Here is a 20541-nt window from a genome sequence, read left to right as displayed (position 1 = left end):
GCGCGGCGCTCGGGCATCCTCCTCGCACCATGGTACGTCACGTCATCGTCGTGGGAGCGGGACCCGGGGGCCTGTTGGCGGCCATCAACCTGGCGGGGTTGGGCCTGAAGGTCACGGTGGTGGAGAAGGAGCCGATTCCCGGGGGGCGCATGAAGGGGCTCACCCTGGGCGAGCGGGGCGAGTACGCCGTCGACACGGGGCCCTCCATCATGCAGCTGCCCGGCGTGCTGGAGCGCATCTTCGAGCGCGCGGGCAAGCGCATCTCCGACTACGTGAAGCTGGTGCCGCTGGACACCAACACCCGGGTGCATTTCTGGGACGGCACGCACCTGGACACCACGCGCGACGTGGCGCGGATGGAGCGGGAGGTGGCGAAGTTCGGCGCGGAGAAGGGGCCCGCGCTGCGCCGCTGGCTGGAGGAGAGCCGGCAGAAGTACCCGCTCGCCTACGAGAAGTTCATGGCGACGCACGCCGACAGCCTCGCCTACTACGCGCCCTGGCGGCTGCTGCCCACGCTGCGCTTCAAGCCCTGGCAGACGCTCTACAACCACCTGAACGAGCACTTCCACGACGACCGCCTCATCTACGCCCTCTCTTATCCCTCCAAGTACCTGGGGCTGCACCCCACCACGTGCTCCTCGGTGTTCAGCATCATCCCCTACCTGGAGCTGGCCTTCGGGGTGTGGCACGTGGAGGGCGGCTTCCGGGCGCTGTCGCGCGGGATGATGAAGTGCGCGGAGGACCTGGGGGCCACCGTCCGCCTGGGCGCTCCGGTGGAGCAGGTGCTGGTGGAGTATGGCCGAGCGGCGGGCGTGCGGCTGAAGGGCGGTGAGCGGCTGGAGGCGGACGCGGTGGTGGTGAACGCGGACCTGCCCTATGCGGCCCAGAAGCTCGTCCCCGCCGAGGCTCGCGCCGGCACCCGGCTGACGGACGCCGCGCTGGAGCGGGCGAAGTACTCGTGCAGCACCTTCATGGCCTACTACGGGCTGGAGCGCGTCTGGGACGACCTGCCCCACCACCTCATCTACCTCTCCGAGAGCGCGCGGCGCACGGACAAGGCGGCCCTGGAGGACCAGGAGCTGGACCTCGAGGACCCGCCCTTCTACGTCTGCAATCCCTGCGTGACGGACAAGTCGGGGGCGCCCGCGGGCCACTCGACCCTCTACGTCCTGGTGCCCACGCCCAACACCTCGCGTCCGGTGGACTGGGCGGCCACGGAGCGCACGATGCGCGAGCGGATTCCAGCCATGCTGGAGAAGGTGGGCATGAAGGGGGTGCGCCAGCACATCCGGGCCGAGCGCTACTTCACCGCGGAGACGTGGCGGGACGACTTCAACGTCTTCCGGGGCGCGGTGTTCAACCTGTCGCACAACTGGACGCAGCTGGGCCCCTTGCGCCCACATGTGAAGAGCCCCAGCGTCGAGGGGCTGTACTGGGTAGGAGGCGGGACACACCCGGGGAGCGGGTTGCTCACCATCATGGAGAGCGCGAATATTGCGGCGGATTACCTGTCCCGGGAGGCAGGAAAGGGGCCCCTGGCCGGCTGGCCGTATGTTCCACCGGTCGAGGGGGGCGCGGCCGAGCCCACTGCTCGTGTAGGCTGAGGTCGCCCGGAATACGTGGTAGGACTCCGGGACTTCCGACACGCGAACGAATGAACGAAGCGCTCCAAGTCCTGCTGACCGATGGTGTGATTGACGAGGTGGTGGGCCGCCTCAAAAGTGGCAAGGAGGCGGACGTGTACCTTGTTCGCCACGGCGGCGAGGTCGTCGCGGCGAAGATTTACAAGGAGCGCGAGCACCGCAACTTCCGCAACAACTCGGGCTACCGGGAGGGCCGGCAGGTGCGCAACAGCCGCACCGCGCGGGCCATCGCCAAGGGGAGCCGCTTCGGCGTGCAGGCCGCCGAGGATGCGTGGAAGACGGCGGAGGCGGACGCCCTGGGCAAGCTGTACGCGGCCGGCGTCTGCGTGCCCAAGCCGGTGATGTTCTACGAGGGCGTGCTGCTGATGGAGCTGGTGCTGGACCTCGAGGGCCACCCGGCGCCGCGGTTGGAGGAGGCCGCGCTCACGCCCGAGGAGGCCTCGGCGCTGTACTTCGACCTGCGCAACCAGGCCATCCGGATGCTGTGCTGCGACCTCATCCACGGGGACCTGTCAGCCTTCAACATCCTGCTGGGCAACCGCGGGGCCACCATCATCGACTTCCCGCAGGTGGTGGACGCGGCGGCCAACAGCCAGGCCGAGTTCTTCTTCAAGCGCGACATCGAGAACCTGCGCCGCTACTTCGAGGCGACGGACCCCAGCCTGCGTTCGCGCTCGGGAGATGCGCACGAAATCTGGCGGGCGTACGTGAAGCGCGAGCTGACGCCGGACTTCGTGCCCACGGGGCGCTTCCAGGGCGAGGGCGGGCCGCGCGATCGCCGCTTCTCGGGTCCGCGCAATGGCTCGGACGGTGGCTTTGGCGGAGGACATCCGCGAGGAGACCGTCCCCAGGGCGAGCGCTTCCCGCGAGGAGACCGTCCCCAGGGAGAGCGCTTCGAGCAGCGGGGAGACCGTTCCCAGGGGGAGCGTTTCCAGCAACGCGGGGACCGGCCCCAGGGCGAGCGCTTCGAGAAGCGAGGAGACCGTCCTCAGGGTGAGCGCTTCCCGCGAGGAGATCGTCCTCAGGGTGAGCGCCCGCCTCGGGTGGACGGAGAAGGCCAGCGCCCGTGGCGCGAGCAGGGCGCGAGGCCCCCGGAGTCACAGGGTCCTCGGGAGATGCGTCCTCGAGGAGACCGTCCTCCACGTGGCGATCGTCCTCGGGGCGAGCGTTCTCCCGAAGGAAACGGAGACGGTCAGCGTCCGTGGCGGGAGCAGGGCGCGAGGCCCTCGGAGCAGCAGCGGGGTCAGCAGCAGGGCCCGCGCGGGCGTCCTCCGGAGCAGCGGAGGGACGGCGGAGCCGGGCGTGGGCCGCGTCAGGGTCGGGGGGGTGGTGGTCCGCAGGTGTCCTACGTGCAGAAGACTCCGGTGGCTCCCACTCCATCCCCGGCGAAGCCGGACGACGAATCCTAGCTAGCGGTAGCGGTCCGGCTCGGGCTGGCAGGCCACCTCGAGGAAGGTGGTGCTGCGCCCGCGTAGGATGACCCACAGACAGCGCAGGAGACAGGCGGCGCCGAACTCCCGGTAGATGAGACCGAGGTTCTCGAGCACCTCACGGCTGGTGATGACTCCGCGCATCGCGCACCCCCTCTAGAAAGCTTCGCCTGGGGCCCTCTGCAAAGGCTTTGCCGAGCCACTCCTGGCGGAACTACAGGGTTTGTTCTGCGCTGGACGCGCCAAGCCCCCTGTCTTCCGTTGGGCGATGCACGTGGAGCTGCTCCGAGGTGTGACTGCCCTCCCTGAAGCCTGAAGTTCCTACAGGCGGCTTGTGGAACGGTTGACGGGGGCTCGTGGATGATGGGCTCGCGGTTCAACCCTTCCTCGCGGGAGTCTCCTGATGCGTCGCACCGTCATCGCTGTCGCTGTTGCCTTCGTCCTGGGGGGGTTCACCCAGCGGGCCTTTGCCGAGAAGCAGCCCAAGCTGGAGGCGGCGCTCGTGCACCTGCGCTACGCGTTGGCCTCGCTGAAGACGGCCCCTGAGGACAAGGCGGGCCACCGCGCCAAGGCCATCGAGCTCACGGAGAAAGCCATCGAGGCGGTGAACAAGGGCCTCGACCCCAACGCCAAGCCCTGACGCCTCGCGTCAAGAGCCCCGCCGGGGTGGGTGCTCCGGTGGGGCCGGGTGATCCGGAAATCGGACCCGCGCAACTAGAAATCTACAAGTCCGATAATCTGAAAGCAGGGAGCTCCCCTGACATACCCCGAGCCGCGCGCACCCCAGAGGAGACGCGAGGCCTTCGCGAGATTCCATTCATGGCGATCGACAAAACCGGTGGTCCGAAGTCCTACAACAAGCCGAAGCCGCCGGAGCCGAAGCCCGCCAACACGGTGAAGACCCCGTCTGGGACGACCGCGAAAGGTGCTCAGGGCCCCACGAGACGCAACGAGGCGACTCCGCGGCGAACGGGGGGGGACGGTTTTGAAGGCGGCAAGCAGGCCACGTCGGCGCAGCGCGGCCAGCAGGCGCAGCGGCTGGGGTCCACCACGGCGCCCGTGGCGGCGCAGTCCTCCGGTGCTCCGGATACGAGCGCGCTGTCGAAGATTGGCCTGACGGAGGATGACCTCAAGAAGGCGGGGCAGGCGGCGCAGCCGCACCTGAAGAAGGCCGCCGATTCTGTGAAGGGAGGGCACCCGGAGCAGGCGCTGGAGCACCTGCGCAACGCGGCGCTGGCCGCGCCCGAGGTGGCGCAGAAGGCCATCCGGGGCCTGGCGCAGAACCTGCCCGAGGGTCCGGCGAAGTCGCTGCTGACGGATGAGAAGGTGGCCAAGGCGCTGGTCACCAACAACGCGCTGCACGCCTCGATTGGTAAGCTGATCAAGAACCCGGCGGACACGGGAGCCCTGCGCGAGTTGCTCGGCAACGACAGTGCACGCGACGCGGTGCTGGGCGCGCTGGGGAACGACAAGACCATCAAGGAGCAGCTGGCGAAGGTTGGCCTGGAGCCGCAGGACCTGGTGGGGTTGGGCGCGGCCGCGCCGAAGCTGCTGGATGCCGCCGAGAAGATTCGCGCGGGGGATGTGAAGGGCGCTCTGGCGGACATTCAGGCGGCGGCGGAAGCCGCGCCGAGTGTGGCCGAGAAGGTTGGCGAGAAGCTCGAGAAGCTCCTGCCCCAGAGTGTGAAGGACCAGTTCGCCAAGCTGGGCATCACGCCGGAGCAGATCCGCACAGCGGGCCCGGCGCTGCCGCACCTGTATGAAGCGGCGGACGCGGCGAGCAAGGGGGACTGGGGCAAGGCCTTCAACAGTCTGAAGGATGCGGCGATCTCCGCGCCGGACCTCTCGACGCAGGCGCTGAAGGGCCTGGCGCAGCAACTGCCCAGCCAGCTCGGCGCGGTGAAGACGCTGCTGACGAATGACGCCTTCCTCAAGCAGGTCGTCACCAACGGCGAGCTGCATGACCAGGTAGGCAAGCTCTTCAACGAGTCCACGCGCCTGGAAGGCCTGCGCGGGCTGCTGGGTAACGACAAGGTTCGCGACACGGCGCTCACGGCGCTCGGCAACGACCCGGGCATCAAGGATGCGCTCAAGAAGGTCGGCCTGGAGCCGCAGGACCTGGTGGGGATGGGCGCGGCTGCGCCGAAGCTGCTGGATGCCGCCGAGAAGATTCGCGCGGGGGACGTGAAGGGCGCTCTGGCGGACATCCAGGCGGCGGCGGAAGCCGCGCCGGAGCTGGCGGTGAAGCTGGGTCAGAAGCTCGAGAAGCTCCTGCCCCAGAGTGTGAAGGACCAGTTCGCCAGGCTGGGCATCACGCCGGAGCAGATCCGCACGGCGGGCCCGGCGCTGCCGCACCTGTACGAGGCGGTGGACGCGGCGAGCAAGGGCGAGTGGGGCAAGGCCCTTGAGGGACTGAAGGAGGCGGCGATCTCCGCGCCGGACCTCTCGGCGCAGGTGATGAAGCGCCTGGGGCAGCAGCTGCCCAGCCAGTTTGGCGCGGTGAAGACGCTGCTGACGAATGACGCCTTCCTCAAGCAGGTCGTGTCCAATCGGGACCTGCACGGGCAGGTGAGCAAGCTCTTCAACGAGTCCACGCGCCTGGAAGGCCTGCGCGGGCTGCTGGGCAACGACAAGGTGCGCGACACGGCGCTCACGGCGCTCGGCAACGACCCGGGCATCAAGGACGCGCTCAAGAAGGTCGGCCTGGAGCCGCAGGACCTGGTGGGGATGGGCGCGGCTGCGCCGAAGCTGCTGGATGCCGCCGAGAAGATTCGCGCGGGGGACGTGAAGGGCGCTCTGGCGGACATCCAGGCGGCGGCGGAGGCCGCGCCGGAGCTGGCGGTGAAGCTGGGTCAGAAGCTCGAGAAGCTCCTGCCCCAGAGCGTCAAGGACCAGTTCGCGAAGCTGGGCATCACGTCGGAGCAGATCCGCACGGCGGGCCCGGCGCTGCCGCACCTGTATGAGGCGGTGGATGCGGCGAGCAAGGGGGACTGGGGCAAGGCCTTCAACAGCCTGAAGGACGCGGCGATCGCCGCACCGGACCTCTCAGCGCAGGCGCTGAAGGGCCTGGCGCAGCAACTGCCCAGCCAGTTTGGCGCGGTGAAGACGCTGCTGACGAACGAGGCGTTCCTCAAGCAGGTCGTCACCAATGGAGAGCTGCACGCGCAGGTGGGCAAGCTCTTCAACGAGTCCACGCGCCTGGAGGGCCTGCGTGGGCTGCTGGGCAACGACGCGGCGCGCGACACGGCGCTCACGGCGCTCAGCGAGGATCCGGGCGTCAAGGAGATGCTGTCGAAGGCGGGCCTGGATTCGAAGGACCTGCTCCAGGCGGGCGCGGCCGCGCCGCACCTGTTCGACGCGGTGAAGGCGTTCTCCGAGGGCAAGTTCGATGACGGCATCACCGCGCTGGGCAAGGCGGCCGATGCGTCGCCGGACTTGCTGAACAAGATTGGCGAGCGGCTTGTCAGCAAGCTGCCCGAGGGCCTGCGCAACAACATCAACAGCCTGGGCATCACCCCGTCCGAGCTCATCCAGGCGGGCCGTGCGCTGCCGGACCTGCTCAAGGCGGGCCAGGCGCTGGGCCAGGGTGACTTCCAGGTCGCGCTCAAGAGCCTCAAGGACGCGGCGGGCAAGATGCCGCCGTCCATCATCGAGAAGGCCATCACCACGACGGCTGGCAAGCTCTCGGACGAGGGCTTCGCGGGCGTGGCCAGGTCGCTGCTCACGGACAAGGACTTCGTCCACGAGCTCGTCACCAACAAGGACCTGCACGCGTCCTTCGACAAGATGATGTCGGGCGACCTGGTGCAGGGCACCAAGGAGCTGCTGACCAACGAGAAGCTGGCCACGGCGGCGGGCAACGCGCTGGCGAAGAACGCGGGCCTGATGGAGAAGCTCGCGCCGTTCGGCATCCAGAACGGCCAGGACATCGCGTCGCTGGGCGGCACCATCTTCGACGTGATGCAGGCCGGCCAGCAGCTGGCGAGCGGCCAGCCAGGCGAGGCCCTCAAGTCACTCGGCAAGGCGCTGGCGGACGTGCCGCCGGATCTCCGCGGTCGGATGGTGGGCGCCCTGGCAGACAAGCTGCGCGTGCCGGAGTGGGCCAAGGACACCCTCGTCGCGGCGGCGAGCCTGCTGGGCAACGACGATGTGGGCAAGGCGTTGGGCGATGCGTTTGGCGCCCTGCAGCGTGGGGACCTCAGTGGCTTCGTGGCGGGCATCGCCACCACGGGCAAGGCCATCGCCGAGACGGCCCCCGAGGCGGCCAAGGCGTTCCTCGACTCGCTGTCGAAGATTCCGGGCAGCCTCGGCAAGCTGTTCGCGGACAGCGAGCTGAACGCGGCGATGGTGGACTCGGGCGCGGTGACGAACCTGTTCGAGGCGGCCGAGAAGCTGGCGCGCGGTGACATCGGCGGGGCGCTGAACGAGATTGCCCAGGCGGGTGGGGCGCTGCTCACGCAAGGGGACCACTTCGAGGTGGCGGGCCAGGAGCTGCCGTTCGGCAGTCAGGGCATTGAGAACCTCACGCGGATGTTCGGCCGGTTCGTGGATGCGCTGCCGGATGAGCTCAAGGAGAAGATCACCAAGGAGGCCACGAAGTTCGCGGCGAAGGCGGGCCTCAAGTCGGTGCCCCTCCTGGGCAACATCGTGAGCGCGGGCAGCGCCATTGGCAGCGCCAAGGACCTGTGGGACGAGCTGCACAAGGACCCGAAGGACGCGCTCAACATCGCCCTGACGGCCGGCCAGCTGGGCCTGGACATCGCCGGGGTGATACCGGGCCTGAACAGTATCACGGGCCCGCTGCAGATCGTGCTCGGGACGGCCAAGGTCATCAAGGGAGCGGCCGATCTCATCGGAGACATCAGCGAATTCCAGAAGGGCCTCATCGGCGCCTGAGGGAGCTCCACCGGGGGGAGGGCCTGAGCCTCCCCTCCACCGGAGAGGGTCGAGCCCCCTGTGCCGCTGCGGGGGCTCCTGGGTGTATGGTGTCGGCGGGTTTCAATCGCCCTGGGGGGCGCCTTGCCACGAGTACCATCACCATGAAGCGCTTGTTGTCGGCTGTTCTGACCCTGGTCCCCTTCCTCCCCCTTCCGACCCTCGCCGCGCCGGCGATGAAGGTCACCCTGCCCGAGAAGACGAAGAACGCCTGCATTCGCAAGGTGGCCCGTCTCTCGTCCACCCAGAAGTACGATGCCGCCCTCACCGAGCTCTCCACGCCCGAGTGCACCGAGAACCTCGGCACCGAGGAGCAGCTATGGGTCGCGCTGATGCAGGGCGTCCTGTACCAGAGCCTCGCGAAGACCCCGGAAGCGGAAGACGCTTTCTGCCGTGCGTTGAAGCTGGAGCCCCTCGCCAGTCTGCCGCTCGCCAAGCCTTCCGCGGAGCAGGACGCTCTCTTCGAAAAGCTGCGGATCGACTGCCCGGAGCGAGAGCGGCTCGAGGCCGAGAAGGCCGCTGCCGCCGCTGCTGCTGCCGAGGCCGCGGCGAAGCAGGCTGCGCTGGCGGAGGCCACGCCCCCGCCGGCCGCGGAGACGCCTGCTCCTGTCGATAGTGAGCCCGCGGAGCCTCCCCTCTTCGGCGCGTTCCAGCTGTACGCCGGTGTTCACAGCGAGGCCGACTTCCAGAGATCGCTCCCCCTGCCGCTGTTGGGGGTGAGCGCCCAGGGCACGGTGCACCTCATCCACGGGCTGCGGGGAGGCGTGGGCCTCACGGCGCTCGCTTCCTCCGTGGGCACCTCCACGCCCGTCTTCCTGCTGATGGCGGACGTGCGGCTGGCCTATCCGCTCATCGCGCCCAATCCGCGCTACGGCCTGCAGGTCTATGCGACGGGTGGACCGCTGCTCTACACCATGGACTCGGGGGGCGGCGGAGCGAGGGCCGGCCTTGGGCTGGCCCTGGACCTGTCCCGGGTGCGTGTGTCCCTGGGCGGCGCCTACGAGTGGCGCGACCACTACCGCCTCGGCTACCAGGCGCCCATGGCCTGGCTCGAGGTGGGTTGGCGGCTCTTCTAACGGAACGAGCGTGACAGCTCGTCGATGCGGTTCAGCTCCTGCTGCGAGAGCTTGAAGCCCATCGTCCCGACGTTCTCCTCGGCGTGGCGCCGCTTCGTCGCGCCGGGGATGACGACCACGGTGTCCCCGTGGAAGTGGATCAGCCAGTTGAGGGCGACCTGCGAGGCGGTGACCCCGTGGGCGGCGGCGATCTTCCGGAGCTCGTCGATGAGCGGGCGGCTGCGCGCGAGCCCCTTGGCGCGGAAGCTGGGCAGGTACTTGCGCGGGCCCACGCTCTTCTGGATGAGCGTGGGGTCATCGTGGAACTTGCCCGAGAGCAGGCCCTGCGCGAGCGGCGAGTACGCGATGATCGTAATGCCGAGCTCCTTGGCGGCAGCGAGCACGCCATTGGACTCGATGCGCCGATCGAGCAGGCTGTATTGCATCTGATTGGAGACGAGCGGGATGCCCCGGGCCGCGAGCGCCGCGTGGGCCGCGCGCATGCGCTTCTCGGAGAAGTTGCTGACGCCCACCGTTCGAATCTTCCCCGCCTGGACCAGGTCCGCCATGGCATGGGCCTGGGCCGCGACCGTGGTGAACGCAAAGGGCTGGTGGATTTGGTGCAGGTCGATGGGGAAGGGGCTCAAGCACGCGAGCCGCTCGTCGATGGTGTTGCGGATGCTGGAGGCGCCGCGAAAGGGATAGGGGAACCACTTGGTCGCGACGGCGACGTCACCGGGCTTTTTGCCCAGGCTCGTGAGCGCGGCGGCGAGCGCCTTCTCCGAGCGGCCGTTGCCATAGGCCTCGGCGGTGTCGAACCAGTTGATGCCGCCGCGCAGCGACGCATCGACGATCTCCTGGACCGTCTCGGACGGCAGCGCCTCCCAGAAGCCACCCGCCAGGCCGAAGCCCTCGGAGAACTGCCAGCACCCCAACCCGACGGCGGAGATTTCGAGCTCCGACCGCCCCAGTCTTCGACGCTCCACCGTGTGTTCCTCCTGATGCCCCCATCAGAGGGCCAGCGGGCAATCTCCCGCGCTTTGCTGCGGAGGGCAACGGCGTCAGGCTCATTCTTCCTGTAGGCCGCGAAGCGTTCGTGCGGCGTCATCGAAGACTTTGGCCAGGACCGGTTCTGTTGGGCGATGTGCTTCGATGAGCGAGGCGTCTTCTGGCCTCCCAACGAGCTTGAGCAGGATGGCGGCTCGGAGGGAGCAATTGGGAGCGGTCGCTGCGACCAGTGTCCGGGTCAGGTCTCGCAGCTCGGCTCGAGCCTCCTTGGGGAGCGCGGGGAGGACTCGCTCTTTGTACAGGAGCAGCAGGGTGAACAGGCGGTCACAGTAGTACGAGGCTTCACCGTTCTGCCGCGCGGCCGTCTCCGCCAGGGCGTGGGCCGCGGAGATGAAAGAGGGAAGGGTTGCTGCCAGCGCATCCGGCAGCTCCGCGTCGAGTACCGTGAGTACTTCCGTTTTGTGCGCCACGGGCACCGAAGGGTTTCCGGCCCACGTGCTGACTTCCTCGGGGGTCTTCTCCAGAAGTACGAGCAGTCCTTGCAGGACCTTGGAGGTTGATGGGTCGAATCGCTCCAGGCACCGTCGGACGGCTGGGATCATCTCCGGGTGGCGCTTTCTCCAGAGTGCATTGACCACCGTCCCCACGTCTGAGGACTCCTGCGGGCCTGTCGCCAGGCGCTCCAGCTTTCGCATCAGGCTTGCCCGTGCGCTTGCGTCATCAATGCGTCCCAGTGCTCGGGTGATGGCCTCCACTACCGACTCGCCATCGTAATCTCCCCGAGCCTCCTCCAGAGCAAGTTGCTGTTCCAGACGCTTGGCGCTGGCTCTGCCGCCAAGTTCACCCAGACCGAATGCCGCTGCTTGTCGCACGAGTGCATCGGGGGCTGCGAGCATGGCCTCCAGGATGGCTCTCGCCTGTCGAGGTTGCACGGCAAGCTGGGCTACGAGCCCTCGCGCCCGGAGCTCATCCCCTTCATGGACCGCGTCGATCAACTCGTCCTGGAATCGTGGGGGAATCATGGCTCGGTCCAACCTCCGCCCTATGGGAAGCTCACTCCAGGAGGGATATAGCGTCTGACCAGGGTTCCATTGAGCAGGTACAACTCATGGATGGCAGACGGATCCGCCCGGAGCATGGAATCGAAGGCATCCAACTCACGCTGTATCTCTCTCGGATTGGAGACGTAGTTGGTGTTTTGCCGTACTCCATCCGGCCGGACCGAGGAGACATCCGGTTTACGGAAGTGCACGCCCTTGACTGGAGTTGGATCGTAGACGTCCCTACCGCGGGCATCCTGCTGGGCTTTGTTCTTCCTCAAGTGGGCATGTCCAGCCGCCTCTCGCCTGGCCAGTTCCTCCTCAATGGCCTCGTTGTGCGGTGGGTTCTGCCGGGTGTGGGGTTTACCATAGCGTGTGGAGAGCCTCGGGCCACCGCTCGAAGCACTCCCTTTTGTATCCGCCATAGTGCAGGCGGTGAGTTCGCCACAGATGGACACTGCGGAGGTCCCCGCGGCCACCCCCGTAACGAGGAGAGTTCCATTGGACACCACCTGAACCGTGGTGATGGAATCCAGCAAGGGTCCACCTGCTGGTGCATGGCGCAGAGGGCTCAAGAGGGTCCATAGGCCGCCACCAGGCATTTTGGGAAGCACCTGAGGGACACCGAGACTGGCCACCACCACCAGGACTCGCAGGGCCGTACCTCCCACTGATTTTCCGAAGCGCTCAGCCGCGCCTTCCAACTCTTTGGGCGTGGTGGCGATCTCCGCCTCGTGGTGCAGGCGCATGCACGCCTGGGCCAGGCGGCCCAGTTCCACCAGTCCCACGAGCAGGGCCAGGCGCACGGTGAGCGTGGCCGCGAAGGTTTTGGAGAAAAGGGGTTCCGGAGCCAGCCAGGCGGCGAAGTACACCATTACGGACAGCGTGAGACTGGCCAGGAATGCCGGAGCGCTGAAGAGTTCCTGTGCAGCCTCGCGGATACCGTCGTCCATGTAGCGGGTAGAGAGTGTGAGCGCGAGGGTGAGGCGACTTGTCTCCAGGGTCGCAGGGACGGGGAGGAGTGCTGGACCGAAACGGGAGAAGAACTCCTCGCGCAGTCGTAGTTCCCACGGAGGGGTGGGCCTCTGGCTCGGGTTGACCAATCCCGGGGGCTCCAGCATGAGCCTGAGTTGACGGCTGACCTGTGGACGGAAGGATGCGAAGGCAGTGAGCAGCGGGCGTATCTCCTCCACACGCAGCCTCTCCATGCCTGGAGGGAAGGCAGGGGCTGGGAAGGAGAGCCGCAACTGGCCTTTGGGCATCGTGCTGATGAGCACTGGCAGGAGTTCTGCCCAGGTGGGTTCGCCCGCGAGGGCCTGATGCTGCTGGTGTATGACGGCGGGTGCCTCCGTGCTTGAGGGCACTTCGGCGGGTGATTTCGAGGACAGGGAAACGCCTGCCGGGGTTCGTGCCTGTCGCTGCTCCCCGTCCGGAATTCCTGTCCGTGACGTAGCGCACGCAATGGGGAAGAGGAGACTCAAGGCCAGGGCCAGGTGCAACAGCAGGGGCGCTATCCTCATGTCCTGGCAGCATGCCTGATGCCAGGGTCCTCCGCTCGCGATGCCTACTCCACTTGCTTCTTCCTCCACTCCAGATGAACCCCGGCTCAGCAGACGCAGTCCATAGCCTTCAACCTCGAGCTTCCTCGGGATGGCATGCCCTACGACCTCGCTCGCTATTACCCGAGCTTCTTGATGAACGCCGCGGCGAGCTCGGCCTTCTTCGCGTCCTTCTCGTTGGCGGGGAGCACGAGGATGCGGTCAGCGGGGAGCACCTTGCGGGCGCGCTCCTGCAACTGGGCGGAGTACTTCGCGACATACTCGTCGGCGGTCTTCTGGGGGACGCCGGAGGCGAGGCCCTTCTTGCGCTGCTCCTCGAGGCCGGAGAAGTCGAGCACGCAGCCATCGGCCTGGCCGAGGTAGAGCAGCCAGCTGGCGCTGTAGAGGCCCACGCGCGGCTTGTCCGCGGCGACCTTGTCGAGCGCGGCCTTGTAGAAGGGGGCGAGCTTGGGGTTCTCACCGGGAGGCAGGCCGCCCTGGAGCATGAGCTTCTGGGCGTCCTTGTTGTCGGAGACCACGTCAGTGATGGCGTCGTTGTCCACGAAGGTCAGCCCGGCCGCCGAGCAGGCGCTGGCCATCCAGGGAGCCGCTTCTGCCGGCTCATTGTCGAAGACGATGACGAAGCGCTTCATCGAGGAGTCTCCAGGAGAGGGAAGTCGGACCATCATAGCCGCAGAGTCTGGACGGAGGGCACCCAGTCAGGCACGGGCCCAGAGGGAATGGGGGGGCCGGGAAGCCCGCACTTAGGGTGTTCCTCGGGCTCGCGAGATGCGGCACGCGTGGGAGGGCTGAGTTAGACAGAGGGCGTGTCTCCTCCGTATCGAGCCCCTCCTCCTCCCCAACCCCTCAAGGTCCGGCTGCAGAGCACGGGCAGCCTCTTCCGTCAGCTACCGGGCACCTTTCGCCTCTTCTGGGCGGCGAGTCCCCGGGGCGCGGTGACGCTGGCGGCGCTCACGCTGGTGGCGGCGGTGCTGCCGGCGGCGATCGCCTGGGTGGGCAAGCTCATCGTGGATGGGGTGGTGGCGGCGGCGAAGGACGGGAACGACGCGGCGCGGGCGCAGGTGCTGCGACTGGTGGCGCTGGAGTTCGGGCTGATGGTGGGCTCGGCGACGGTGGACCGGGCCCTATCGCTGACGCGTGAGCTGGTGCGTGCCAGCCTGGGCAACCTGCTCAACGAGCGGATCCTCCAGAAGGCGCTGAAGCTGGAGCTGCGGCACTTCGAGGACTCGGACACGTACGACAAGATGCAGAACGCGCGGCGCGAGGCGAACAGCCGGCCGCTGGGGCTGGTGATGGACGCGTTCGCCATCGTGCGCAACCTGGTGACGTTGTCGACGTACGCGGTGCTGCTGGTGTCGCTCTCTCCGTGGAGCGTGGTGGTGCTGGTGGCGGCGAGCATCCCGGCGTTCATCGCGGAGGCGCGGCTGGCGGGTGAGGGATTCCGGCTGCACTCGTGGCGAGCGCCCGAGGGCCGGAAGCTGAACTACCTGGAGTGGATCCTCACGCGAGACAGCCACGTGAAGGAGGTGAAGGTGTTCGGGCTGGGCCCGCTGGTGCTCGGGCGGTACCGGACGCTCTTCCAGAAGTTCTTCCAGGAGGACCGGGCGCTGGCGACGAAGCGGATGGGGTGGGGGCTGGGACTGGGGCTGCTGTCGCTGGGGGCGTTCTACGGGTGCTACGGGTTCGTGGCGGACCGGGCAGCGCGAGGCGCCATCACCGTGGGCGACATGGTGCTGTACCTGGGGGTGTTCCGGCAGGGGCAGGCGGCGTTCCAGGGGATTCTCTCGAGCGTGGGCAGCATGTACGAGGGCGCGCTCTTCATGAGCAACCTCTTCGCCTACCTGGAGATACCGACGGGCCAGGAGGCGCCGAGGGTGGTGCCAGCGCTGACGGCGCCGAGGGGACGGGGCAACGCCATCGAGCTGCGCAACGTGTCGTTCCGCTACCCGGGGAAGGACGCGTGGGCGCTACGCAACCTGTCCTTGCGGCTGGAGCCGGGGGAGAAGCTGGCGCTGGTGGGCGAGAACGGGGCAGGGAAGAGCACGCTGGTGAAGCTGCTCTTGCGGCTGTACGAGCCGACGGAGGGAGAAATCCTCTACGGGGGCGTGAACCTGAAGGACATGGACCCAGAGGACTTGCGCTCGAGGTTTGGTGCGGTGTTCCAGGACTTCGTGCGCTACCAGTTCAACGTGGCGGAGAACATTGGGCTGGGACACGTGCCGGCGCTGGAGGACCGCGACCGCATCGTGCGAGCGGCGGAACAGGGCGGGGCGAGTGGGGTGATTGCAACGCTGCCGAATCAGTACGACACGATGCTGGGAGGCTGGTTCGAGAAGGGACACGAGCTGAGCGGCGGACAGTGGCAGAAGCTCGGGGTGGCGAGAGCCTTCATGCGGGAGGATGCGGAGGTGCTCATCCTGGACGAGCCGACGGCGAGCATCGACGCGGAGTCGGAGCACGCGCTCTTCGAGCGGTTCCAGGAGCTGGCGGCGGACCGGATCGCCCTGGTGATTTCACACCGCTTCTCGACGGTGCGGATGGCGGATCGGATCGCGGTGCTGCACAACGGCGAGGTGGAGGAGATGGGCAGCCACGCGGAGTTGATGGCGCGCAATGGGCGTTACGCGCACCTGTTCAACTTGCAGGCCCGGGGCTACCGGGACTGAATCCTCGCCCGACCTCGATACGCCCCGAGGAGGCCCAGGAGCGCGAAGAAGAGCGTGGAGTGCGGCGCACCGGAGCCCGCTCCACAGCCGCAGCCGCTGTCGGAGATGCCCGGGTCCTCGGTGTCTGCATCTGGCTCCGTCCCTCCATCGAACGGCGGCGGCTCGCCCGCATCGGTGCCCGCGTCGTCATCCGGAGTGCCCGCGTCGTCATCCGGAGTGCCTGCGTCAATGCCCGCATCCGTGCCCGCGTCCACGCCACCATCCACGGGGCCTGAGTCCCCGGCGAGCACGCGGATCTCCACGGTATCGACGGTCGCACGGTTGTCTTGCCCCACGGTGACTCGGAAGCCCAACACCGTGTCCTTGGGCACCACGGGCGCAGTGAACGTCGCGGCGCTCTTCCCACTGTTCTCAAGCACTACGGGAGGACCCGACACCTGGTGCCATTGGAACGTCAGAACGCCGGCCTTCGGAGCATGGCTTCCGGAGGCATCAAGGGAGACGCGTCGGCCACCCGGGACGGTCTGGTCCGGACCCGCCTGCGCCACCGGATTGCCGGGGCTGTTCACGGAGAAGTCCTCGACGACACCGGTCAGGTCCATCGAGTCTCGCCGTGGGGAGATGGCGCTTGGCCCCGCTCCTCGGCGGGCATAGGCCTCTGCCAGGAGCGCATGGTCCGTCAAATCCTGCGCCGCCGCGACCGCCAGGAGCGCCTGGAGTTGCTCGGTATAGGTCGCGTTGGAGGGCGCGAGCTTCATCCCGGCGACGATGTAGTCGGCCATGCGGCGCCTGGCCGTCTGGAAGCTGTACCGGGGCGTGGGAAGCCGCGTCTCTCGGAGCAGGGCGATGTACCCCTCGAACAACATGCCCGCGAAGATCTCCCCCGCGTTGTGGATCTCCGAGTTCCCCGGCTTCCGGCTGGCCATGGGGTGATGGGTGGGCAAGGGCTCGCCTTCGGAGATGTGACGGAAGCTCAAGTCATTGATGCGCTTGTTGACGGAATAGGGAGCCCGACGGATGCCGAAGTAGGCGCTGTTGCCGAGCGCGGTGCCCGCATAGGAGGCGAGGGCATAGCTCCCCTCGAGCGCATCACCCTCACGGAGCAGCATGTGCAGAGCGATGAAGTCCGCCCAGCCCTCGCTCATGGCCTGGCACTGCGTCGTGGTGCACGGGTTCATCAGGCGCAGGTGCAGGTAGTGTCCCCACTCATGGGCCACGAGCGTGTTGTCGATGGCACCCTCTCGGTCGGTGGCGCCTCGCCACAGGGTCGCGGTGAGGGGGTTCTGCTGCTCGGCGAGCCGCTTGAGGCGCTCTCCGTCCTCGTAGGTGACCGAGAGCACGGGGAGCTTCACGACAATGGACGCGTCGTCGTTCGTCATCCGGGGCGGTGGGGCGCCCGGTATGTTGTTCAGGATGATCACCCCCGAGGCACCCGCCTGCTCGGCGTTCCGGGCCTTGAGCGCCATGGGGCACGTCCCTCGTTCAATCATGACCAGGGTGCCACCCAGGTTGCTGCCCAGGGGCTCACATCCGTCATGAGCGCTCGGGTTGGCGATCCCATCATTCAAGAGCACCAGCGGTTTCGTGACCTGGAAGGACTGCGAGCCGAAGAAGGCCATGCCTGTCGGGTAGCGCTGGCCAGAGACCTCCACGAAGTGCTCCTCGCCACCCAGCCAGGTGAAGATCTGCATGCGCGGTGACAGCCCATCCGCGGGCACAGTCATGAAGGCGTTGTTGGACCCTTCATGGCCCTGGGCTTCGGCGAGCAGCGGATCTCCTTCCACCCCACCCCGACCGAGATTGCTGGCCTGGGCATTTCCAGCAGCCTCGTCAAAGCCAGAGACGTAGAAGTCATCGTGGAGCCAATTGGTCGTGTAGAAGAGCTGGGTGACGGCGGCCTGGGTCTGCTCGGCACGAGCCAGGGGGCCGAGGTTCGTGTCATAGACATGGTCGAACCGCCTGCTCCCCGGGATGGTCGCCGCGCGGACATCGTGCCCGGGCGTGAAGCCATCCGGAGCGGTGAGATCCGCATAGGCATCGACGTTGTTGCCTCGGCTCTCGGTCGCACCCGAGGGGAGCCAGACATCTCCCTTCCCGTTGAAGCCCTCCATCGACACCCGGCGCGAGGGAATAAACGCGGGCCCGGTTCCATCCGGAGTGCCCGTTGGATGCGGTGTGTAGTCGGCCTGGGGTCCATCGAGCGGCGTTCTGGCCCCGTCCGTTTCTGCCCAGACCCGATACTCGAACGAATCCGCATGAGTCAGCCCCTGGCGCAGCAAGACGGTGCCATCCTCCGCGGAGATGACGGAAGCCTCCGCGATGGAGCTGTTGCTCGCGGTCGCCCCAAGGAAGGTCTCGACGTAGTACGCGGGAACGAGCTGGCCGTCCTTTGGATAGAGGACCTGCTTCGCCCGGGCGGGTGAGACCAGGGTCATCCGGGAGCTGTCGAAGGCCCTGCCAGGAGACAGCGCGAAGGCGCGGAATCCTCCTGGCATCGGCTCCGTCTCACGCAGGTCCGCGGAGGCGCCCGCGACACGGGATAGCTCGCTGAGCGCGTGCGCCACGGCCTCTCCATGCGAGAGCCGAAAGGCAGGAGGCTGGGAGCTTGCGACGTCCTGGAGGTTGCCTCCCACGGCGACCAGCCGGAGGTCTCGCGTCAGCAGCACCTCGAGCTCGCTGTCGAGGACCTCGAGGCCCTCGAGACGCTGGCGGAAGGAGACGATGATTCCGCCGCGACCCGTATCGTGGACCTGGCGGATGGATGCCGTGCGGAGTGTGTCTTCCTTTAGGTGATAGAGCGGTGCGAGCTGCTCCAGGTACCAGGACGCGGCGGCCTCGGGCGTGGAAGGCGTTTCCGCGCTCGACTCCCAGGTCTGGCTCCAGAGGAGCGTGGGCACACCCCGCAGCGGCTCCAGGGAAGTGAGGTGGACGTGAGCGGGTGTGTCGGGGACGTCGCGCAGGGGAGCGGGATTGTCGCAGGCCGAGAGTGCGGCGAGCGCGAGGATTGTGATGGCTTCGCGGCGAAGTTGCATCTCCTACCCCTGGGCGATCACGCCACCACATGTGGCTCGAACCATTCTGAAACGACGAAAGGAAGGACGCCAGGGCTTCCGTCCTTCCTTCCGTCAGGTACTTCTCCTGGGCGGTTTATTACTTGTTGATGAAGAGCGAGTTCGAGCCGCAGCCAGCGCCCACGCCCTGGTTGTTCACGACGATGGTGTAGTCGTAGTAATCAATGACCTTGTCATTGTTGAAGTCCGCCGCGGGGTTGCCGGGCGGAACGGTGGCGCCGTAGTTCGCGAGGACCTCGGAGTAGTCCGTGTTGTCCACGCAGAAGTCCTGGTTGGTATCACCAAAGACCGGAGCCGGCTTCGAGTCCACGATCTCGGTGTAGGAGCCACCGGAGTTCTGCGCCAGCGTCTTGAGGAACGTGAAGTAGTTCGCCATCGTCGACATGGAGCGCGGGGTCATCACCTGGCCCGCCGGGGAGTACTCAGGGGCGGAGGCCGACATGTTCCACAGGCTGATGTAGCCGCTCAGCACGGTCACGTTGAGCACCGCGGGGAAGAAGGCACCAGCGGGGGGAGGCGTATTGGGATTACGGGTCGCGAACTTGTTGTAGACCTTCCACTCCCAGGAGTTCGTCGTGTAGGGCGGGGCATCCAGCGTGCTGGAGGGGCCGTAGCACTGGGTGCCAACCGGCGTGTTGTTCTCCTCGCCATCGGAGACCAGCTTCACCACCTTCTTCGCCTTGTTGCCCAGGTCCGGCCTGTAGGTGAAGAGCGCGTCAATGGCATCGCAGACCGTATAGGCCAGGGGCGTGAGGCCCGTGCCAACCGTCAGCCTGTTCAGGGTGGCGATCGTCGTCGTGGCGCTCGCGAAGCCCTGCTCCTTGATGTAGCTGGAGCCCTCGAAGGTCCAGACGGCGAAGAAGTGGGGGATGTTGAGGGGCAGGTTGACGTAGTCCTTGGCATTCTGGATCGCCACCTTGAAGCGGGTCTGGCCATCGCTGCGAACGGCCGTCATGGAGCCACTTCGATCCACGACGATGATGCTGTGCTGCTCGGTGGGAAGCGGAGGCGGCTGCGCCAGGGCCTCGCCCGCCTGCATAAACAAGGTGAAAATGGCAGCAGCCAACAGTTGGATCGTACCCTTCTTCATCTTCGTTCCTTTCGCTTTGTGGCTTGGACTGTCTTTCTACTTGTCTACTGCGGGGCTCGAGCCACAACCCGAGCCGTAGTTGTTCACGACGATGGTGTAGTCGTAGTAGTCGACCACGCCGTCACGGTTCACATCCGCCGCGACGGGCGCGGGAGGAACCGTGTTGCCGTAGTGGTTGAGCACCAGGTGGTAGTCGGTGTCGTTGACACAGTAATCCTGGTTGGTGTCCCCCTGGACGGGGACGGGACTTGAATCGCCAATCGCTGTAAAGGTGCCTCCCGAGTCCTTGGACACACCCTGGAGAAAGGCGAAGTAGGCGGAGGTCAACAGGGGGCGGATGGGCGCCGCGTTCCCCGTGGAGGACACTTCGCGAACCGGGCTCCCAGCCCTGGCGAAGCGGACGTAATCATACAAGACATTGACGTCGAACACGAGCTTGTAGGGGCCGGGATCATCCCTCAATGGATCCCCCGTCTTGAGCATGTTGCGGACCTTCCACTGCCAGGAATCCATCGAGAAGTTGGGGTAGGGGCTGGTGCTGTCGGGGCCATGGCATTGGGAGCTGGAGGGCGTGCTGTTCTCCTCGCCATCGGACACCAGCCGGACCACCTTCTTCGCATTGACTCCGGGCTCGTATTGCAAGAGCTCGTCGACGGCATCGCAGACCGCGTAGGCCAGGGGCGTCACTCCGTTGCCAACGCTCAGGCGGTTCAAGGTGGAGAGCGTCGTCGCGGCATCCGCGAAACCCTGCTCCTTGATGTAGCTGACCTCCTCGAAGGTCCAGACCGCGAAGGAGCGGGGCCGCGACGACGGCAGGTTGACGTAGGCCTTGGCCTGTCTGATGGCCTCGGTGAACCGGGTCTGGCCATTGTTCCGCACCAGCTGCATGGAGCCACTGCGGTCAATCACAATGAGGATGTGCTCTTCACTGAAGGTTTGAGCTACCGCCTCGCCGGCCCCTAGAACCGGCGCGAGGGCGGCGACCAGGAGCACCTGCAGGGCCAACCAGGACAGTCTTGTCTGGGTCTTCACTTCCATCTCCTC

General features: G+C 66.9%; 14 protein-coding genes. 6 read left to right on the top strand and 8 right to left on the bottom strand.

Annotation, left to right across the window (positions count from 1 at the left end):
* Positions 1–29: 29 nt before the first annotated feature.
* Positions 30–1604: a phytoene desaturase family protein gene (locus F0U60_RS49415; RefSeq protein WP_395811314.1), complete on the top strand. Its 1575-nt coding sequence runs from the start codon at positions 30–32 to the stop codon at positions 1602–1604.
* A 50-nt stretch (positions 1605–1654) separates the two neighbouring features.
* Complete coding sequence (locus F0U60_RS49410) at positions 1655–3052, top strand: RIO1 family regulatory kinase/ATPase (protein WP_395811312.1); 1398 nt, start codon at positions 1655–1657, stop codon at positions 3050–3052.
* On the opposite strand, the gene F0U60_RS49405 is transcribed toward F0U60_RS49410, so the two are convergent.
* Positions 3053–3217 carry a hypothetical protein gene (locus F0U60_RS49405; RefSeq protein ID WP_395811310.1) on the bottom strand — a complete coding sequence of 55 codons (165 nt, stop codon included), beginning with the start codon at positions 3215–3217 and terminating at the stop codon, positions 3053–3055. It abuts the gene before it with no gap.
* A 259-nt stretch (positions 3218–3476) separates the two neighbouring features.
* Here F0U60_RS49405 and F0U60_RS49400 point away from each other — a divergent pair, with 259 nt between their 5' ends.
* The 3 genes from F0U60_RS49400 to F0U60_RS49390 all read left to right on the top strand — a co-directional run bounded on the left by F0U60_RS49400 (position 3477) and on the right by F0U60_RS49390 (position 9084).
* A complete protein-coding gene (locus F0U60_RS49400) occupies positions 3477–3713 on the top strand; it encodes a hypothetical protein (protein ID WP_395811308.1) in 237 nt (78 codons plus the stop codon).
* Positions 3714–3892: 179 nt separating this feature from the next.
* A complete protein-coding gene (locus F0U60_RS49395) occupies positions 3893–7969 on the top strand; it encodes a hypothetical protein (protein WP_395811306.1) in 4077 nt (1358 codons plus the stop codon).
* Between the two features lie 143 nt (positions 7970–8112).
* A complete protein-coding gene (locus tag F0U60_RS49390; RefSeq protein ID WP_395811304.1) occupies positions 8113–9084 on the top strand; it encodes a hypothetical protein in 972 nt (323 codons plus the stop codon).
* Here F0U60_RS49390 and F0U60_RS49385 read toward each other — a convergent pair.
* The 4 genes from F0U60_RS49385 to F0U60_RS49370 form a co-directional block, all read right to left on the bottom strand.
* A complete protein-coding gene (locus tag F0U60_RS49385; protein ID WP_395811302.1) occupies positions 9081–10049 on the bottom strand; it encodes an aldo/keto reductase in 969 nt (322 codons plus the stop codon). The two genes, F0U60_RS49390 and F0U60_RS49385, sit on opposite strands and share 4 nt — an antisense overlap.
* Before the next feature lie 81 nt (positions 10050–10130).
* The gene (locus F0U60_RS49380) at positions 10131–11093 is read right to left on the bottom strand and encodes a HEAT repeat domain-containing protein (RefSeq protein ID WP_395811300.1); all 963 of its coding nucleotides are present in this window, start codon (positions 11091–11093) and stop codon (positions 10131–10133) included.
* Between the two features lie 20 nt (positions 11094–11113).
* Positions 11114–12304, bottom strand: coding sequence for a hypothetical protein (locus tag F0U60_RS49375; protein ID WP_395811298.1), 1191 nt, complete (start codon positions 12302–12304; stop codon positions 11114–11116).
* Between the two features lie 485 nt (positions 12305–12789).
* Positions 12790–13302: a hypothetical protein gene (locus F0U60_RS49370; RefSeq protein ID WP_395811297.1), complete on the bottom strand. Its 513-nt coding sequence runs from the start codon at positions 13300–13302 to the stop codon at positions 12790–12792.
* A gap of 174 nt (positions 13303–13476) precedes the next feature.
* Here F0U60_RS49370 and F0U60_RS49365 point away from each other — a divergent pair, with 174 nt between their 5' ends.
* On the top strand, positions 13477–15336 hold the full coding sequence (locus F0U60_RS49365; protein WP_395811295.1) for an ABC transporter ATP-binding protein: 1860 nt from the start codon (positions 13477–13479) through the stop codon (positions 15334–15336).
* Here F0U60_RS49365 and F0U60_RS49360 read toward each other — a convergent pair.
* The 3 genes from F0U60_RS49360 to F0U60_RS49350 form a co-directional block, all read right to left on the bottom strand.
* A complete protein-coding gene (locus F0U60_RS49360) occupies positions 15324–18368 on the bottom strand; it encodes a M36 family metallopeptidase (protein ID WP_395811293.1) in 3045 nt (1014 codons plus the stop codon). The two genes, F0U60_RS49365 and F0U60_RS49360, sit on opposite strands and share 13 nt — an antisense overlap.
* A 118-nt stretch (positions 18369–18486) precedes the next feature.
* Positions 18487–19497 (bottom strand): VWA domain-containing protein, encoded by a 1011-nt coding sequence (locus F0U60_RS49355; RefSeq protein ID WP_395811291.1) that lies wholly within the window; start codon positions 19495–19497, stop codon positions 18487–18489.
* A gap of 36 nt (positions 19498–19533) precedes the next feature.
* A complete protein-coding gene (locus F0U60_RS49350; RefSeq protein ID WP_395811289.1) occupies positions 19534–20535 on the bottom strand; it encodes a dockerin type I domain-containing protein in 1002 nt (333 codons plus the stop codon).
* Positions 20536–20541: the final 6 nt, after the last annotated feature.

It is taken from the genome of Archangium minus (genome assembly GCF_044360475.1).
GTDB classification, from domain to species: Bacteria; Myxococcota; Myxococcia; order Myxococcales; family Myxococcaceae; genus Archangium; species Archangium minus.
The sequence above is the reverse complement of the archived record's forward strand: the minus strand, read 5'-3'. Positions and strand labels throughout refer to the sequence as shown.

Bases quoted from the DNA above. Each gene is read 5' to 3' on its own strand.
- F0U60_RS49415 (WP_395811314.1), top strand. From the start codon at position 30: ATGGTACGTCACGTCATCGTCGTGGGAGCGGGACCCGGGGGCCTGTTG.
- F0U60_RS49410 (WP_395811312.1), top strand. From the start codon at position 1,655: ATGAACGAAGCGCTCCAAGTCCTGCTGACCGATGGTGTGATTGACGAG.
- F0U60_RS49405 (WP_395811310.1), bottom strand. From the start codon at position 3,217: ATGCGCGGAGTCATCACCAGCCGTGAGGTGCTCGAGAACCTCGGTCTC.
- F0U60_RS49400 (WP_395811308.1), top strand. From the start codon at position 3,477: ATGCGTCGCACCGTCATCGCTGTCGCTGTTGCCTTCGTCCTGGGGGGG.
- F0U60_RS49395 (WP_395811306.1), top strand. From the start codon at position 3,893: ATGGCGATCGACAAAACCGGTGGTCCGAAGTCCTACAACAAGCCGAAG.
- F0U60_RS49390 (WP_395811304.1), top strand. From the start codon at position 8,113: ATGAAGCGCTTGTTGTCGGCTGTTCTGACCCTGGTCCCCTTCCTCCCC.
- F0U60_RS49380 (WP_395811300.1), bottom strand. From the start codon at position 11,093: ATGATTCCCCCACGATTCCAGGACGAGTTGATCGACGCGGTCCATGAA.
- F0U60_RS49370 (WP_395811297.1), bottom strand. From the start codon at position 13,302: ATGAAGCGCTTCGTCATCGTCTTCGACAATGAGCCGGCAGAAGCGGCT.
- F0U60_RS49360 (WP_395811293.1), bottom strand. From the start codon at position 18,368: ATGCAACTTCGCCGCGAAGCCATCACAATCCTCGCGCTCGCCGCACTC.
- F0U60_RS49355 (WP_395811291.1), bottom strand. From the start codon at position 19,497: ATGAAGAAGGGTACGATCCAACTGTTGGCTGCTGCCATTTTCACCTTG.
- F0U60_RS49350 (WP_395811289.1), bottom strand. From the start codon at position 20,535: ATGGAAGTGAAGACCCAGACAAGACTGTCCTGGTTGGCCCTGCAGGTG.